Source organism: Streptomyces sp. NPDC014623, assembly GCF_043088245.1.
Lineage (GTDB): Bacteria > Actinomycetota > Actinomycetes > Streptomycetales > Streptomycetaceae > Streptomyces.
Genome location: NZ_JBIBZU010000006.1, coordinates 161,895 through 177,745, shown reverse-complemented (window position 1 = coordinate 177,745; position 15,851 = coordinate 161,895). Strand labels below are relative to the sequence as shown.

Sequence of the window (15,851 nt, the reverse complement as noted above, 5' to 3'; positions counted from 1 at the left end):
CGCGGGGCGGGTCACCATCTGTTCACGGACGCGGAACGGACACGGAACGCGGATCGAAGCCGAAGGGCAGCTCCAGCCGGTGCCTGCGCATGAGTTCGCCGTCGCACAGCAGGTCCTGCGTGCGGTCGTCGGCGGCGATCACACCCTCGCTGAGGATGACGGCGCGCGGGCAGAGCTCGAGCGCGTACGGCAGGTCGTGGGTGACCATCAGCACGGTGACGTCCAGGGAGCGCAGGATGTCGGCGAGTTCGCGGCGGGAGGCCGGGTCCAGGTTGGAGGAGGGCTCGTCCAGGACGAGGATCTCGGGCTCCATGGCGAGGACGGTGGCGACGGCGACCCGGCGGCGCTGGCCGAAGGAGAGGTGGTGCGGGGGCCGCTCCGCGTACTCCTCCATGCCGACCCGCCGGAGCGCGGTCATGACCCGCTCCTCCAGCCCGGGGCCGCGCAGGCCCGCCGTGGCGGGCCCGAAGGCGACGTCCTCGCGGACGGTCGGCATGAAGAGCTGGTCGTCGGGGTCCTGGAAGACGATGCCGACGCGGCGGCGGATCTCGGCGAGGTGCCGCTTCCCCACGGGCAGCCCGGCGACCCGGACGGTGCCGGCGCCCGCCTCGAGGATGCCGTTGAGGTGGAGGACGAGGGTGGTCTTGCCCGCGCCGTTGGGGCCGAGGAGCGCCACGCGTTCCCCCCGGGCCACGGTCAGGTCGACACCGAAGAGGGCCTGGTGGCCGTCGGGGTAGGCGTAGGCGAGGCCGCTGACCTCCAGGGAGGGCGCGGGGGCGGTGGGCAGGTTCACAGGGTCCATCCCAGCAGACATACGACGAGGGCGAGGGCGGGGAGCGCCGCGGCGTGCGCCCACTGGGCGCGGGAGGCGGTCACCTCGTCGATCACCGGCATGGTTCCGGTGTAGCCGCGGCTGACCATCGCGAGGTGGACGCGTTCGCCGCGTTCGTAGGACCGGATGAAGAGGGCGCCCGCCGTCCTGGCGAGGACGCCCCAGTGCCGTACGCCCCTTGCTTCGAAGCCGCGCGAGCGGCGGGCGACGGACATCCGGCGCAGCTCGTCGGTGACCACGTCGCCGTAGCGGATCATGAAGGCCGCGATCTGGACGAGCAGCGGCGGCAGCTTGAGCCGCTGGAGGCCGAGCAGCAGCGCGCGCAGCTCGGTGGTCGAGGCGAGGATCACCGAGGCGGCCACGCCGAGGGTGCCCTTCGCGAGGACGTTCCAGGCGCCCCAGAGACCGGGGACGCTGACGGGGACACCGAGCAGTTCGGTCCGCTCACCGGGCACCACGAACGGCATGAGCACCGCGAACGCGACGAACGGCACCTCGACGGCCAGCCGCTTCAGCAGGAACCCGGGCGGGATCCGGGCCGCCGCGGCGACGGCGGCGAGCAGCAGCGCGTACAGCGCGAAGGCCCACACGGCCTCGCGGGGGGTCGAGACGACGACCACGACGAAGCAGAGGACGGCGGTGAGCTTGCAGTGCGGGGGCAGGGCGTGGACGGGCGAGTGCCCGTGCCGGTAGAGCCTGTGGGCGTGCCCGGCACCCATCAGACGGACTCGGTGGTGCGGGAGGCGGGCGCCTGTGGCGTACGGCGCCTGCGCACGACCCGGAACACACCGCTGCCGACGACGACGGTGGCGGCGACGCCGATCACTCCGGCGATGCCTCCGGAGAGGCGGGCGTCACTGATGTCCTTGACGCCGTAGTCGGCGAGCGGGGAGCCGGCCGCGTCGTGTTCCCGGGCCTTCTCGTCGATGCCCTGGTCGGCGGCGACCTTCTCCAGGCCGTCGGGGTTCGCGGAGGCGTAGAAGGAGACGACACCCGCGAGGACGAACGCGGCGGCCAGGCCGGTGACCCAGACCTTACGGGTCGAGCGGGCGTCCGCGGGGGCGGACGAGGGGGCCTGGGCGGCCGGGGCGTCGACCAGCTCACCGTCGACGCGGAGCTTGAGCGGGGCGGCGAGTCCACGGGCGCCGTGCACCAGATCGGGGCGCACCGCGATCACGGACCCGACGGTCAGCGCGGTGATGGCCGCCTCCCCGATGCCGATCAGGACGTGGACGCCGGCCATCGCGGTGAGGACCTTGCCGACGGGTACGTCGGTGGTACCGCCGATCGCGTAGATCAGGGTGAAGGCGACGGCCGCGGCCGGCACGGAGACCAGCGCGGCCACGAAGGCGGCGGCGGTCGTGGAGCGGCGGGTACGGGGCAGCACCCGGGTCAGCCCGCGGAAGAGGATGTGGGCGACGACGGTGGTGACGACCCCCATCACCGTGATGTTCACGCCGAGCGCGGTGAGGCCGCCGTCGGCGAAGAGGATGCCCTGCATCAGCAGGACGACCGCTATGCAGAGCACACCCGTGAAGGGCCCGACCAGGATCGCCGCCAGCGCCCCGCCCAGGAGATGGCCGCTGGTACCCGCGGCGACGGGGAAGTTCAGCATCTGCACGGCGAAGACGAACGCGGCGACGAGCCCGGCCAGCGGAGCCGTCCGCTCGTCCAGTTCCCGCCGCGCGCCGCGGAGGCCGACGGCGACCGCGCCTGCGGCGACGACGCCCGCTACAGCGGAGACGGGTGCGTCGATGAATCCGTCGGGTACGTGCATGGAGAGGCTCCGCTTCGGGCGTCACTGCTGGCGGGGTCGGAAAACGCTCCATGATAGAGCCCTGCTGCAAACAGCTCGCAAGAGCGCAGGGCTGACAACTGTCCCTCCCCCAGCATGCCCAAATAGGAATATATGGGACATTGGGGGAAGAGATTTCACACAGGAGGAGCCGGCCCATGTCCCTCGCGATCCAAGAACACGCCCGCGCCCGGCTCATCACCGACGGGCCCGACCCCCGGCTGGTCCCCGTCGAGCTGCGCTGCGACCCCGGGGAGCCGCAGACCGTCCGCGTACGGCTCCCCGGCGGAGTCGACCGGACCTTCGGCCTGGACCTCCTGGAGCGCGGACTGCGTTCCCCCGCCGCCCGGGGCGACCTGCGGATATGGCCGTGCGGCCGGGCCCAGCTCATCATCGAACTGCACTCACCGGACGGCGTGGCCGTCCTCCAGTTCGACAAGGCTCCCCTCATCCGCTTCCTGGCACGGGCCCGCGCGGCGGCGCAGCGCCCTCAGACCCCCGCCGCCACCACCAGCGCCTGAACACGACGGGAACCCCCGGGGCCGCGATCCGCTCATCCGCTCAGAAGCAGGCTCCGGTGTCCGTGCGGTACGCGCCGTGACGCGCACCGTGAAGGCCCCGAAGAAGGACGCGACGGCCGGGGCAGGAAGCCGGGGCAGCCCTGTTCCCCTTGTTTTCGCACCACAAGTTGCCGCGGACCCCTCACGCGGAAAGCATTGAAGGGTGAGTGACGACGTCGCGTATCTCCGTTTCCCGCACCTCCACGAGGACTTGCTCTGCTTCGCGGCGGAGGACGACCTCTGGGTCGCCCCTCTCGCCCCGGCGGGGCAGCGGCCCGGCCGGGCGTGGCGGCTGACCGTCGACCGGACCAGGGTCGGTCATCCGCGCTTCTCGCCCGACGGCAGCCGTATCGCCTACACGACCTGGCGCACGCTCGATCCGGAGATCCACCTCGTCCCCGTCGACGGCGGGCCCGCCCGCAGGCTCACCTACTGGGGCTCGGCCGACGCCCGGGTCTGCGGCTGGAGTCCCGACCCCGGCGACTCGTCCCAGATCCTCGCCGTCTCCTCGCACAACCAGCCGTTCTCGTACTTCTCCTGGGCGTACAGCGTTCCCACCGACGGCAGCCCCGGCGGCAAGCTCCCGTGGGGGCCCGTGTCCGACATCGCGGTCGCCGACATCGACGGCACCCGGCGCACCCTGCTGCTCACCGGGAAGCCGCCGCACGAGCCGGCGGCCTGGAAGCGGTACCGGGGCGGTGCCACGGGCCGGCTGTGGCTGCACGGCGAGCGGCTGCTGCCGGACATAGGCGGGCACCTGGACACGCCGATGTTCGTAGGACGCCGGATCGCCTTCCTCTCCGACCACGAGGGCGTCGGCAATCTGTACTCCTGCCTGATGGACGGCGGCGATCTGCGCCGCCACACGGACCACGACGCGTTCTACGCCCGGCACGCCTCCAGCGACGGCAGCAGAGTCGTCTACCAGTGCGCCGGTGATCTGTGGGTGGTCGAGGACCTGGAGTCGCCGGACGCGGCACCCCGGAAGCTGGAGGTGCGGCTCGGAGGACCGCGGACGGGCCGGCGTACGTACCAGGTACCGGCGTCCAGCCACGTCGACTCGCTGGCCGTCGACGAGACGGGCCGGGCGAGCGCCGTCTCCGTGCGCGGCAGCCTGTACTGGCTCACCCATCGTGACGGCCCCGCCCGTACGATCGCCGACACCCCGGGGGTGCGGGTCCGGCTGCCGGAGATGCTCGGCAGCAGCGGCCAGGTCGCGTACGTCACGGACGCGGAGGGTGATGACGCGATCGAGATCGCCTGTCTGCCACGGGCCAGCGGCGGGCGCCCGCCCCGCAGACTGGCCGCCGGGCAGCTGGGGAGAGTGCAGGAGCTCACCTCGGACCCGGAGGGCGAGCGGCTGGCCGTCGCGTCGAACGACGGCCGGCTGCTGCTGCTGGACACGGCGACGGACACGGAGGCCGGAGCCGAGGGCACGGGAGCCGGCGCCGGAACCACCGGGGCCGGGGTGCCCGGAGCCGGAACCGGGGTCACCGAACTCATCCGCTCCGTGAACGGCCCGGTGCGCGATCTGGCCTTCTCCCCGGACGGCCACTGGCTGACCTGGTCGCACCCCGGCGTAGGCCGGGCGCTGCGGCAGATCAAACTGGCCCGGATCACCGGCCCGGACGCCCCGGTGACAGTCGATGTCACCAACGGCCGCTTCGAGGACGAGAACCCCGTCTTCACAGGCGACGGCCGCTATCTCGCCTTCCTCTCCTGGCGCGGGTTCGACCCGGTGTACGACGTCCACACCGGCGACCTCTCCTTCCCGCTGGGCTGCCGCCCCTATCTGGTCCCCCTCTCCTCCGCCACACCCTCGCCCTTCGCCCTCCTCCCGGACGGCAGGCCCGCGGCGGGCGGCCTGGACCCGGTGGACATCGCCGAAGGCCCGGTCGAGGGGCCGACGGTCATGGTGGAGTTCGAAGGGCTGGAGAACAGGGTGACCCCGTTCCCGGTCTCCGCGTCGAAGTACTCGGCGCTCCAGCCGGTCAGCGGCGGCGGCCTCGTCTGGCTGCGCTGGCCGATCTCCGGGGCGCTGGGCGAGACGTTCGCGAATCCGGCGGACATGTCGGGCCGGCCCACCCTGGAGCACTTCAACATCGCCAAGGCCCGCAGGACCGAACTGGTCGGCCACCTCGACTGGTTCGCGGTCAGCGGGGACGCGACCCGGCTCGTGGTCATGGACGACGGCGAGCTGCGCGCCGTACCGTCCAACGAGTCCGGCGACAACGACACGACGGTCTTCCTCGACCTGCGCCGCATCCTGCACGACGTCGACCCGGCGGCCGAGTGGCGCCAGGCGTACGGCGAGGCGGGGCGCATCATCCGTTCCTACTTCTGGGAACCGGACATGTGCGGCATCGACTGGGACGGCGTACTGGAGCAGTACCGTCCGCTCGTCGAACGGGTCGCGTCCCCCGACGAGTTCGCCGATCTCCTGCGCGAGGTCCTCGGTGAGCTGGGCACCTCCCACGCGTACGTCTCCCCCGCCCGCCGCAACGAGGGCCCTCCGCACTACCAGCGGGCGATCGGCATGCTGGGCGCCAACCTCGTGTGCCGGGACGGCGAATGGACGGTGCGGCGCATCCTGCCGGGCGAATCCTCCGACTCCAAGGCCCGTTCACCGCTCGCCGGCACGGGCATCCGGGAGGGGGCCGTCCTCACCCACGTCGACGGCCGGCCCGTCGACCCGGTGGCCGGGCCGTACCCGCTGCTGACCGCGGCGGGCGGCACCACGGTGGAGCTGACGTTCCGCCCTCCCGGGGGCGAGCGCGGCGGCCGGTCCCGCCGCATCGCGATCGTCCCGCTGGTCGACGAACGTCCACTGCGCTACCAGGACTGGGTGGCCAAACGCCGTGATGTCGTAAGGGAGTTGAGCCACGGTAAGTGCGGCTACCTGCACATCCCCGACATGGGCGGCTCCGGCTGGGCCCAGTTCAACCGCGATCTGCGGCTGGAGGTGTCGCGTCCCGCACTGATCGTGGACGTACGGGGCAACGCGGGCGGCCACATCAGCGAGCTGGTCGTCGAGAAGCTCACCCGCACGATCCTCGGCTGGGACCTCACCCGCCACGCCCAGGCGGTCAGTTACGCCTCCAACGCGCCCCGGGGGCCGGTCGTGGCCCTCGCCGACGAGGCCACGTCCTCCGACGGGGACATGATCACGGCCGCGTTCCGGCTGCTGAAGCTGGGTCCGGTGGTGGGCCAGCGCACCTGGGGCGGCGTGGTCGGGATGACGGGGCGGCACCGGCTCGGGGACGGCACGGTGATCACGGTGCCGATGAACGCGGCCTGGTTCGACACGTACGGCTGGTCCGTCGAGAACCACGGCGTCGAGCCCGACCTGGAGGCGCTGCGCACCCCGCTGGACTGGGCGGAGGGACGCCACGCGGTGCTGGACGACGCTGTCAGGGTGGCTCTGGACCTCCTGGCGGCCCACCCGGCGGCCGCACCCCCCGCCTACGACACGGCCCCGAACCTGCGCAGGCCTCCACTCCCCCCGAGGTGACACCGGGGCGCTCCCGGCCGAGGGGGCGTCCTCCGGCCGGGGGCCGCAGCTCCCAGGGGCACTCCCCGGCACAGCAGCACCCACCCCCTCCACGGCTCCGCGCTCGGCCACCGCAAGCCCCTCGGAGGTCCTCCCGGACGAAGCCTGGGGGAGCTTGAGGAGCGGGGTCCGGGGCAGAGCCCCGAAAACCCCGCTCCGCGTACCCCGCACGCCGCATCCCGCATCCCGCATGCGGGAGGGGCGTACCCGGCACCCCGGGTACGCCCCAACAGACCGCAGACGTCAGACGCGTCGGCCGTCAGCGCTCGGAACGCTCACGCGTCCTGTCCGCCGCGTCCTGCGCCCGGTCCCGCGCGCCGGGCCGACGGTCCCGCGCCTGGTCCGAGGCGCGGCCCGGACGGTCGGAGGAACGCTCACGCGCCTCGTCCCGCTTGCCGCCCGCCTTCTGCCGCTTGGCCTGGTCGGCGAGCTCCTGCGCCTTGTCCTTGAACTGGTCTGCGATACCCATGCTGTTCACTCCTATGTGGGTGCGTGGGGCCAGCCCCGGTGGGGCCTCGCTCAGACTTACACACCCAGACATTCACCGCATTTCGATCACCCGCGGTGGACTCGCGCCTTCTGGTCCGCCTCGCCGCCGGCCCCCACGAGCCCCTTGCCCACCCCCTCGAGGCGGGACCCGAACCGCTTCATCTCCCGCTGCCCGACGGTCCCGACCACCGCGGGCAGGTACCCCCGGACCGACTGCATCCCCCGCAGCCACCACTGGGCGTACACGTGCGGGGAGCGCCGTTCGATCCCGGCCACGATCCGGTCGACCGCCGGGCCCAGGGGGTAGGTGCGGTTCGCCGGCCACGGCAGCCGCTGCCGCAACTCCCGCATGACGTCGTCCTCGTCGGCGCCGCGCACCATGTCCGTGTCGGTCCATGACAGGTAGCCGACACCGACCTTCACGCCCCGGTGGCCGACCTCGCCCCGCAGGCAGTGCGCGAACGCCTCCACACCCGACTTGGACGCGCAGTACGCGCTCATCATCGGCGCCGGGGTGATCGCGGCCAGCGACGCTATCTGGAGGAAGTAGCCACGGCTCTCCATCAGCACCGGCAGGAACGCCCGTGCCGTCACCGCGCCACCTATCAGGTTCACCTCGATGACCCGCCGCCACGCCACCGGGTCGGAGTCCACGAGCGGACCGCCGGTGGCGACACCCGCGTTCGCGACGACGACGTCGATCTTGCCGAAGCGTGCCTTGACCTCCTCGGCGACCCGGCTCATCGCCTCGTGGTCGGTGACGTCGGCGTACCAGTGGTCGCTGTCCGAGTGCAGCCGTTCCGAGACCTTCTTCAGCTCGTCCGGCTCCAGGCCGACCAGTGCCAGCGTGGCGCCTCGCGCGGAGAGCTTCCGCGCCAGCAGTTCGCCCACCCCGCGCGCCGCGCCCGTGACGACGACGACCTGTCCTTCGAGACTCCGCCTGCCGCTCATGCGACCTCCTCCTCACGCACGGCTGCCGCCGCGCTTCCCGCACCTTCCACAGTGACGTACAGGGCCACCAGCTCGCGGAGCTTCGCCGTGACCACCTCGGGTGCCTCGACCGGCGTCATGTGGCCGGTACCCGCCAGCACGGTGAGCCCGAGGCTGTCCGGCAACGCCGCCTCTATGGCCCTCGCGTGCACGGGCGGCGTCAGCCGGTCCTCGGCGCCCGCGATCACCGCGGTCGGCAGCCGCAGCTCCGGCAGACGCGCCTCGAGGTCGAGCTCCGCGAGCACGTGCCCCCAGGCGACACGTGCCCTGCGGGGACACGCATGGACGATCCTGGCACAGGCGTCCACCCGTTCCGGGGCAGAACCGCGCCCCATCGTGGCGTACTTGAGGATCACCTTCGACATCGCGGTGACCGGCCCGAGGGGCGCCCGCGCGCCGAGGACCGCCGTGGTCATCCGGGTGCGGAAGGCTCCGGCCCGCAGCGGCAGGACCAGCGACTCGGCCGTCAGCCGTGAACTGCCGGTGCTGCACAGCAGTACGGCCGCCCCGTGCTCCCGCACGGCGTCGCGGCCCCCGGCGGCCATCAGCGTCATCCCGCCCATGGAGTGCCCGCCGAGCACCGCCTTCCGCCCCGGCCCGAGCGTGGCCTTCAGGACCGCTTCGAGGTCGTCGGCCAGCGCACGCGTGCTGTAGCCGTCCGGTCCGGCCTCGGGCGTACGCCCATGACCCCGCTGGTCGTAGACGACGACCCGGTGGTCCACCGCCAGGTCACGCACCTGGGCGTCCCAGAAACGGGTGCTGCAGGTCCAGCCGTGGGCCAGGACGACGGCGGGCGCGTCCTCGGGACCGTGCAGCTCGACGTGGATGCGCGAGCCGTCGGCGGAGACGACGTCCAGCTCACGCGCGGGCACGGGCGGGGTGTTCGTGAGACGCGTCAGCCGGCTCATCGTGCGGCCTCCCCGGCCACGGTCCGTGCCGCCGAGCGGGTGACGGGGGGACGGATGACGTCGTACTCACCCAGGTCGACCGAGCGTGTGGCCCGCCGGAATTCGGCCGTCGTCCCCGGCCAGACGGTGGTGTTGCGCCCGTTGGCGTCGAGGTACCAGCTGGTGCAGCCGCCGGTGTTCCAGACGGTCCGCTTCATCCGGTCCTGGACCCGCTGGTTCCAGGCACCGACGGCGGAGGGCCGCGCGTCGAGCGCGACGCGCCCGCCCAGGACGTCCAGCTGGCGCAGGAAGTCGGCCATGTAGTTCAGCTGGGACTCGATCATGAGGATCATGGAGGAGTTCCCGAGACCCGTGTTGGGGCCGATGATCGTCATCCAGTTGGGGAAGCCGGCCGCGGTAGCGCCCCGCAGCGCCTGCATCTCGCCCTTCCAGGACTCGGCGAGGGTGATGCCGTCCGCGCCGACGACCCGGGTGGCGATCGGCATGTCCGTCACGTGGAAGCCCGTGCCGAGGATGATCACGTCGGCCTCGGTCTCCGTACCGTCCGAACCGACCAGGGTGGAACCCCGCACCTCGGACAGGCCGGAGGCGACCACGTCCACGTTCGGCTGCGCGAGCGCCGGATAGTAGGCGTTGGAGAGCAGGATGCGCTTGCAGCCGATGCGGTACGAGGGGGTCAGCTTGGCCCGCAGCGCGGGGTCCTTGATGGCCCTGGCCATGTTCGACTTGGCTATCGTCTCGACGAGCCCGAGCTGGTCGGGGTGCTTGGTGAAGGCGCTCACCTGCAACTCCCTTATGCCCCACAGGAGTCCGCGACGCGCGGTGGCCGTGAAGGGGAGCGCGCGGTGCAGCCGCTTCTCGGCACCGCTGATGGCCCGGTCCATGCGCGGCATCACCCAGGGCGGGGTCCGCTGGAAGAGGGTGAGCCGGCCGGCCTTCGGCTGGATCTCGGGGACGATCTGGATCGCGGAGGCGCCGGTGCCGATCACGGCGACGCGCTTCCCGCTCAGGTCGTAGTCGTGGTCCCACCGGGCGGAGTGGAAGACCTTGCCGGGGAAGTCGGCGAGCCCCGGGATGTCCGGCAGCTTCGGGTCGGAGAGGGGGCCGGTGGCGGACACGACCGCGTCGGCGGTGATCGTGGAGCCGTTCGCCGTCTCGATCACCCAGTACAGCTCGTCGTTGTCCCAGCGCATGACCGTGACTTCGTGATCGAGCCTGATGTGCGGGCGCAGTCCGAAGGTGTCGGCCACGTGCTCCAGGTAGGCCCGTATGTGCTGCTGTCCGGAGAAGGTGCGCGGCCAGTCCGGGTTGGGGGCGAACGAGAAGGAGTACAGGTGGGACGGTACGTCGCAGGCACAACCCGGGTAGCTGTTGTCCCGCCAGGTGCCGCCCACGGCGCCGGCCCGTTCGAGGACCAGGAAGTCGGTGATGCCTTCGCGGCGGAGCCGGACCGCGGCCCCGAGGCCCCCGAATCCGGATCCGATCACCGCCACTCGTATGTGCTCGTGCTGGGCCATGCTGCCGCCTCCCCGCGGTACGTGCCACGACTCTGCCAGCAATCACTGGCATGGTTGGGAGGGTAGAGCAGCCTCGTACTGATGGGTAGGGGTCGGACCGAGGAAAGTTACCGGCGGTACAACATAGGGTGCGGGTGTGGCTGAAGGACGCGAGCACCGTGAGTACCGCATGGAGGAGCTGGCCGGGGAGGCCGGCATCACCGTGCGCACCCTGCGCTTCTACCGGGAGCGCGGCCTGATCCAGCCACCCCGCCGCGAAGGCCGCATCGCCTGGTACGACGACCACCATCTGGCCCGGCTGCGCACCATCACGGGCCTGCTGGAGCGGGGGCACACCCTCAACGGCATCGCCGACCTCGCCGCCACCTTCGACAGCGGCCGCGACGTCGCCGAGGTACTGGGCCTGGGCGAACCGACCGAGGAGACCCCGGTCCGGCTCACGCCCGAGCGACTCGCCGACTACTTCCAGGACCAGGCCACGGCCGAGAACCTGGCCGCCGCCATGGAGCTGGGTTATCTCGGCGTCGACGGCGACGAGATCGTCCACATCAGCCGGCGCCTGCTGGAGGCTTCGTCGGAGCTGGTGCGGGCCGGGGTCCCGCTCGACGCCGTACTCTCCGCGGGCCGCCGGGTACGCGAGCACGCCGACGCCCTCGCCGATCTCTTCGTACGCGTCCTGCGCGCCCACACCTCGCAGACCGAGCCGGAGCAACTGCGCACGCTCGCCCAGGCGGTGGTGGACGCCGAGCTGTCGATGGCGCTGGACCGCAGGCTGCGCGAGGACGAGGCCCCGGACGATCCCCAGGAGTGACGCCCGGTCACCCCGCCGTCGGCCCTTGCGGCGCCGGGGGTCGCACGAACCCGCGACTCCGGTCCGCCTTCGCCACGTGCGGTGTGCAGCTCCGGTACCGCTCGGCCCGCCCGCGCTTCCGCGCCTCACGGTGCTCGGCGCCGGTCCGCCACTCCCCGGGCGCGCCGGCGTCACGGAAGTACCCCACGGTGACGCCCAGCCCGCCGGAAGTCCGCGCGTGGTCCGTCCCCGGATCCCCGGGGACGTTCTTCACCAGGCCCCCCACGCGTGCGCCGGTCTCGCCGCGGCCGTCCTGGCCCAGGGTCCGAACCGTGGTGAAGCCAGCCAGGCGGCAGGGCGGTTCACAGGCCTCGACGGGCACGGCAGGCCCTGACGGGCGATCGCTCGCGGCGTCACCGTGAGGCGGGCGCGCCCGACGATCCAGCGTCTTGCCGAACGGGATCCGGGCAGGGCGGGAGCCGGACCACCAGGGCGCAGGCCGACACCCTGGCGGCGGCCACCGGCCGATGTGTCACGGCCGTCCGTAGGTGACCGTCACCGGTGCGTGGTCGCTCCACCGCTCGCCGTGTGCGGCGGCGCGCTCCACCCAGGCCTTCACTGCACGGCCGGCCAGGCCGGGGGTGGCCACCTGGTAGTCGATCCGCCAGCCCGTGTCGTTGTCGAAGGCCCTGCCGCGGTAGGACCACCAGGAGTACGGCCCCTCCTCCTCCGGATGCAGCGAGCGCACCACGTCCACGTACGCCGCCTCGTCGAACACCCGGGACAGCCACTCCCGCTCCTCGGGGAGGAAGCCGGAGCTCTTCCTGTTCGCCTTCCAGTTCTTCAGATCGGCCTCGCGATGGGCGATGTTCCAGTCCCCGCACACGACCACCTCACGCCCCCCGGCGGCCGCCCGCCCCTTCAACCCCTGGAGATAGGGGAGGAAGGCCGCCATGAAGCGCTCCTTCTCCTCCTGCTTCTCCGTACCGACCTCGCCGGAGGGCAGATAGAGGCTGGCGACCGTCACCCCCGGGAGATCGACCTCGGCATAGCGGCCGGCGGTGTCGAATTCCTCACTCCCCGGGACTCCGAACCCGCCGAACCCGATCTGGACACGCTCCGGCGCGTGCCGCGTGTAGACGGCGACCCCCGCGCGTCCCTTGGCCGCGGCCGGGGCGAACACGACGTGCCAGCCCCCGGGCTCACGCACCTCTTCGGGGAGCTGCTGCGCTTCCGCGCGGACCTCCTGGAGGCAGATCACATCGGCGGCGGTCTGCCCCAGCCACTCGACGAAGCCCTTCTTCGCGGCGGCACGGAGCCCGTTCACGTTCACGGAGGTAACAGTCAGCATCCCGATACAGTACCTACACACACGTGCTGCATACATGTACGATATGTCGCATGAATATCCAACCTCGGCCCTTCGACCACCCCGACGCCGTCAAACTCAACGACCTGGTGCAGCTCGAATATGCCGAGCGCTACGGCGACGGGGGCGACGTCACGCCGCTCGACGCCACGATGTTCGATCCGCCTCGCGGACTGTATCTGCTCGCGTACGACGAGCACGACCGCCCCCTGGCCACCGGCGGCTGGCGCAGCCAGGAGCAGAACGAGGAGGGCTACTCGGACGGTGACGCCGAGATCAAGCGGATGTTCGTGATCCCCGAGGGCCGCGGCCAGGGCCTCGCGCGCCGTATCCTCGCCGCCCTGGAGGCCGACGCCCGCGCGGCGGGCCGCACCCGCATGGTCTTGGAGACCGGGAACCAGCAGCCCGAGGCGATCGCGCTCTACACGTCGAGCGGCTACACACGCTGCGAGAAGTTCGGGTACTACCGTACGTACGACAGCAGCATCTGCATGGCCAAGCCGCTTTCGGCCCCCTAGGGCACTCGCGCCACGCCCACGTGGAACCCGCTCCGCCCGTACACCGGCGCCGGTTCCTCCCGGTACCACTCGGGTGCCGTGACGAGCCCCGGTTCGACGAGCTCCAGCCCCTCGAAGAAGGGCAGGACCTCCTCACGCGTCCGCATGCGCAGCGCGATCGCACCCTTCTTGTACGCGGACTCCGTCTCCCGCTCGAGCTCCGGGTGCTGGTCGGCGGTCCCGTGCGAGAGGACCAGCCAGCTCCCCGACGGCAGCGCCCCGACAAGCGTGCGGGTGATGCCGTACGGATCCTGCTCGTCGGGCAGGAAGTGCATCAGCGCGATGAGGGACAACGCGACCGGCCGCCCGAAGTCGAGCAACCGGGACGCGCGTTCGAGGATCTCCTCCGGCTGCCGCACATCCGCGTGGACGTAGTCGGTCGCGCCCTCGGGACTGCTCACCAGCAATGCTTCCGCATGGCGCAGGACGATGGGGTCGTTGTCCGCGTAGACGACCCTGGCACCCGGATTGACGGCCTGCACGATCTGGTGGAGATTCGGCGAGGTGGGGATGCCGGTCCCGATGTCCAGGAACTGGTCGACGCCCTGCCGCGCCAGCCACGCGGAGGCCCGGTGCATGAACGCCCGGTTCCGCGCCGCGTTCGCCCGCGCCTCGGCGGGCAGCTTCTCGGCGACCTCCTGATCGACCGGGTAGTTGTCCTTCCCGCCGAGCAGCCAGTCGTAGACCCGTGCCGGGTGCGGCTTGCCGGTGTCGATCGGGGAGCTGGGTATACCTGCTGTCACAGTGCGCCCTCCAGACGGAACCACGAACAGGCGACCCGCACCCGGCCGACGCGGCCCTCAACAGCGGTCACCGGCGGGGCGGGTGAGCGAGGACGACCCAGATTACCGGGCGGTCACACCGGCGGAAGCCGCCCCCGGCGTGCGGTTGAGGGGGGCGGCCGTGAATCAGGGGGACCGGCAGCCTCGTCGAGGGCCCGAAACCGTCGTGGCCGATCGTGGCGTCGCGCGAGACCAAGGCGTTCGTGCCGGGCGCCCCGGCCTCGTGCTCGACAGGTGCGCGGGCTGATTCCGGCCGACGTCCGGACCTGTCGCACAGACTTCCGGAAAGCAGAGATCCCGCCCGATCTTTCGATCGGGCGGGATCTCTGTGTGCGGTGGACCTGTGGGGATTTGAACCCCAGACCCCCTCGATGCGAACGAGGTGCGCTACCAGACTGCGCCACAGGCCCTTGCAACGAGTGAAACTCTAGCACCCTCATCGGGGTGCTCGGAAATCCGTATCCCGGCAGGTCACCGAGTCGGGTCCCCGCCGGCCTCACTCGTTGGCCGCGCGCGGCCGGCCCTCGTCGTCGTACTGGTCGAAGAGAGGCGTCCGGCCGCGGTCACGGGTGCGCTTGGGCGCGCTGCCGCGGCGGCGCGGGGCCGGGTCGGCGGCGGGGGTGGTGGTGTCGTGACTGCCCGTCCGGGTGGGCTCGGCCGGGCTGGATCGGGCCGCGCTCCAGGTCTCCGGGTCGCCGACCTCCACCCCGCCCGTGGCACGCGGGGCGACGGGGGCGGTGACGTAGGTCGGCAGCGGGACCGGTACCGGTTCCCAGCTGTCGCCCTGGGCCGGTCCGCGTTCGCGCTGCTGGTCGACCCACTCCGCGTGGTCCGTCTGCTCGACGAGGGCACGGCGGCCCGCCTCCTGGGGGGAGACCGCGGGAGCGGGCGCGGGTGCTTCGGGCTCCTCGTCGGACTCGGGCGGCGCCGAGGACGCGGGCTGGTGCCTGCGGGTGCGGTTCTCGCGCAGCCGCTGCGCGGCCACCTCGGCCCGGCGCCGGTCCATGGTGAAGACGAACCGACGGCGCTCCTGGGTGCGCAGATGCACGATGTACGCGCTCAGCAGCACGGCCGGAACGGCCGGCGCCCACAGGAAGCGGAGGCCGCCCACCGCCGCGACGACCGCACCGAGCGTGAAGGCCATGAACAGGACCGTGGTGGTGCGCCGACGGCGCGCCAGAACCTGCGAACGCCGTCGGCGTTCGCGCTCGGACTCCGCGCCGGAAGGGCGCCGGCGCCGCACGGGCGCCAGACGGCCCGGCCGGTCGTGCGCCGGGTCGCGCAACCGCGCTTCCGTATGTGCCGGGGGCGCGGAAAAGGCCCGGACGTCGACGGACTCGATCACGTCCGTGACGGCATCCGGGTCGACGTCGCCAGGCGCCTCCTCGGCATCCCGCTCCCGTAGCTCCTTGGCATAACGGCGCTCCATGGCCGCCCGTCCGGACAGCAACCGGATGGCGGTGCTGAAGCGTTCCGTCGGACGGGCCTCATTGAGTTCGTCCTGCCTGCGGAGCCACATCGGCACCAAGTAGGCGGCCCAGGCCCCGACAATGACTGCGTAGATCAGGCCGCTGCTGCTCACGCTCACACCGTAGAGGTGTTTGCACGGCGGCATCCGCCAATTGGCCCGGTGTGTCGCACGATCCGGCTGATATGACGGACTTTTTTTGTGATTGTTCGGGTCAGCGGTCGCCGAAAGTGAGGCTGATTAC

At 72.0% G+C, this 15,851-nt stretch carries 14 protein-coding genes and 1 tRNA gene; 4 read left to right on the top strand and 11 right to left on the bottom strand.

What is annotated here, in order from left to right; genetic code table 11:
• Nucleotides 1–22 precede the first annotated feature (22 nt).
• The 3 genes from ACF1FZ_RS12970 to ACF1FZ_RS12960 are packed head-to-tail and all read right to left on the bottom strand — an operon-like array spanning nucleotide 23 to nucleotide 2,609.
• Nucleotides 23–802 (bottom strand): energy-coupling factor ABC transporter ATP-binding protein, encoded by a 780-nt coding sequence (locus ACF1FZ_RS12970; protein ID WP_391773423.1) that lies wholly within the window; start codon nucleotides 800–802, stop codon nucleotides 23–25.
• Nucleotides 790–1,551 (bottom strand): cobalt ECF transporter T component CbiQ, encoded by a 762-nt coding sequence (gene cbiQ / locus ACF1FZ_RS12965; RefSeq protein ID WP_391773422.1) that lies wholly within the window; start codon nucleotides 1,549–1,551, stop codon nucleotides 790–792. The genes ACF1FZ_RS12970 and cbiQ overlap by 13 nt, the downstream gene beginning before the upstream one ends.
• Nucleotides 1,551–2,609, bottom strand: coding sequence for an energy-coupling factor ABC transporter permease (locus tag ACF1FZ_RS12960; RefSeq protein ID WP_391773421.1), 1,059 nt, complete (start codon nucleotides 2,607–2,609; stop codon nucleotides 1,551–1,553). The genes cbiQ and ACF1FZ_RS12960 overlap by 1 nt, the downstream gene beginning before the upstream one ends.
• A gap of 176 nt (nucleotides 2,610–2,785) precedes the next feature.
• On the opposite strand from ACF1FZ_RS12960, the gene ACF1FZ_RS12955 reads away from it, so the two are divergent.
• Both ACF1FZ_RS12955 and ACF1FZ_RS12950 read left to right on the top strand, forming a co-directional pair.
• The gene (locus ACF1FZ_RS12955; protein WP_391773420.1) at nucleotides 2,786–3,148 is read left to right on the top strand and encodes an SsgA family sporulation/cell division regulator; all 363 of its coding nucleotides are present in this window, start codon (nucleotides 2,786–2,788) and stop codon (nucleotides 3,146–3,148) included.
• A 202-nt stretch (nucleotides 3,149–3,350) separates the two neighbouring features.
• A complete protein-coding gene (locus tag ACF1FZ_RS12950) occupies nucleotides 3,351–6,698 on the top strand; it encodes a S41 family peptidase (RefSeq protein WP_391773419.1) in 3,348 nt (1,115 codons plus the stop codon).
• Nucleotides 6,699–6,996: 298 nt separating this feature from the next.
• On the opposite strand, the gene ACF1FZ_RS12945 is transcribed toward ACF1FZ_RS12950, so the two are convergent.
• From ACF1FZ_RS12945 to ACF1FZ_RS12930, 4 genes are all read right to left on the bottom strand, one after another.
• On the bottom strand, nucleotides 6,997–7,206 hold the full coding sequence (locus tag ACF1FZ_RS12945) for a hypothetical protein (RefSeq protein WP_391773418.1): 210 nt from the start codon (nucleotides 7,204–7,206) through the stop codon (nucleotides 6,997–6,999).
• 86 nt (nucleotides 7,207–7,292) lie between these two features.
• Nucleotides 7,293–8,177 carry an SDR family oxidoreductase gene (locus tag ACF1FZ_RS12940; RefSeq protein WP_391773417.1) on the bottom strand — a complete coding sequence of 295 codons (885 nt, stop codon included), beginning with the start codon at nucleotides 8,175–8,177 and terminating at the stop codon, nucleotides 7,293–7,295.
• Nucleotides 8,174–9,124: an alpha/beta fold hydrolase gene (locus ACF1FZ_RS12935; protein WP_391773416.1), complete on the bottom strand. Its 951-nt coding sequence runs from the start codon at nucleotides 9,122–9,124 to the stop codon at nucleotides 8,174–8,176. The genes ACF1FZ_RS12940 and ACF1FZ_RS12935 overlap by 4 nt, the downstream gene beginning before the upstream one ends.
• Nucleotides 9,121–10,641, bottom strand: coding sequence for a flavin-containing monooxygenase (locus tag ACF1FZ_RS12930; protein WP_391773415.1), 1,521 nt, complete (start codon nucleotides 10,639–10,641; stop codon nucleotides 9,121–9,123). The genes ACF1FZ_RS12935 and ACF1FZ_RS12930 overlap by 4 nt, the downstream gene beginning before the upstream one ends.
• A gap of 169 nt (nucleotides 10,642–10,810) precedes the next feature.
• Between ACF1FZ_RS12930 and ACF1FZ_RS12925 the strand changes: the two genes are divergently transcribed.
• Nucleotides 10,811–11,452: a MerR family transcriptional regulator gene (locus ACF1FZ_RS12925; RefSeq protein ID WP_391773547.1), complete on the top strand. Its 642-nt coding sequence runs from the start codon at nucleotides 10,811–10,813 to the stop codon at nucleotides 11,450–11,452.
• 511 nt (nucleotides 11,453–11,963) lie between these two features.
• On the opposite strand, the gene ACF1FZ_RS12920 is transcribed toward ACF1FZ_RS12925, so the two are convergent.
• Nucleotides 11,964–12,782, bottom strand: a complete 819-nt coding sequence (locus ACF1FZ_RS12920; protein WP_391773414.1) for an exodeoxyribonuclease III — start codon at nucleotides 12,780–12,782, stop codon at nucleotides 11,964–11,966.
• Nucleotides 12,783–12,832: 50 nt separating this feature from the next.
• Between ACF1FZ_RS12920 and ACF1FZ_RS12915 the strand changes: the two genes are divergently transcribed.
• Entirely contained in the window at nucleotides 12,833–13,318 is a 486-nt protein-coding gene (locus tag ACF1FZ_RS12915; protein WP_391773413.1) for a GNAT family N-acetyltransferase, read from the top strand.
• Here ACF1FZ_RS12915 and ACF1FZ_RS12910 read toward each other — a convergent pair.
• The 3 genes from ACF1FZ_RS12910 to glpR form a co-directional block, all read right to left on the bottom strand.
• A complete protein-coding gene (locus ACF1FZ_RS12910; RefSeq protein ID WP_391773412.1) occupies nucleotides 13,315–14,100 on the bottom strand; it encodes an SAM-dependent methyltransferase in 786 nt (261 codons plus the stop codon). The two genes, ACF1FZ_RS12915 and ACF1FZ_RS12910, sit on opposite strands and share 4 nt — an antisense overlap.
• 375 nt (nucleotides 14,101–14,475) lie before the next feature.
• Nucleotides 14,476–14,549: transfer RNA gene (locus ACF1FZ_RS12905), tRNA-Ala, on the bottom strand.
• 86 nt (nucleotides 14,550–14,635) lie between these two features.
• Nucleotides 14,636–15,754 carry a gephyrin-like molybdotransferase receptor GlpR gene (gene glpR / locus ACF1FZ_RS12900; protein ID WP_391773411.1) on the bottom strand — a complete coding sequence of 373 codons (1,119 nt, stop codon included), beginning with the start codon at nucleotides 15,752–15,754 and terminating at the stop codon, nucleotides 14,636–14,638.
• Nucleotides 15,755–15,851 lie beyond the last annotated feature (97 nt).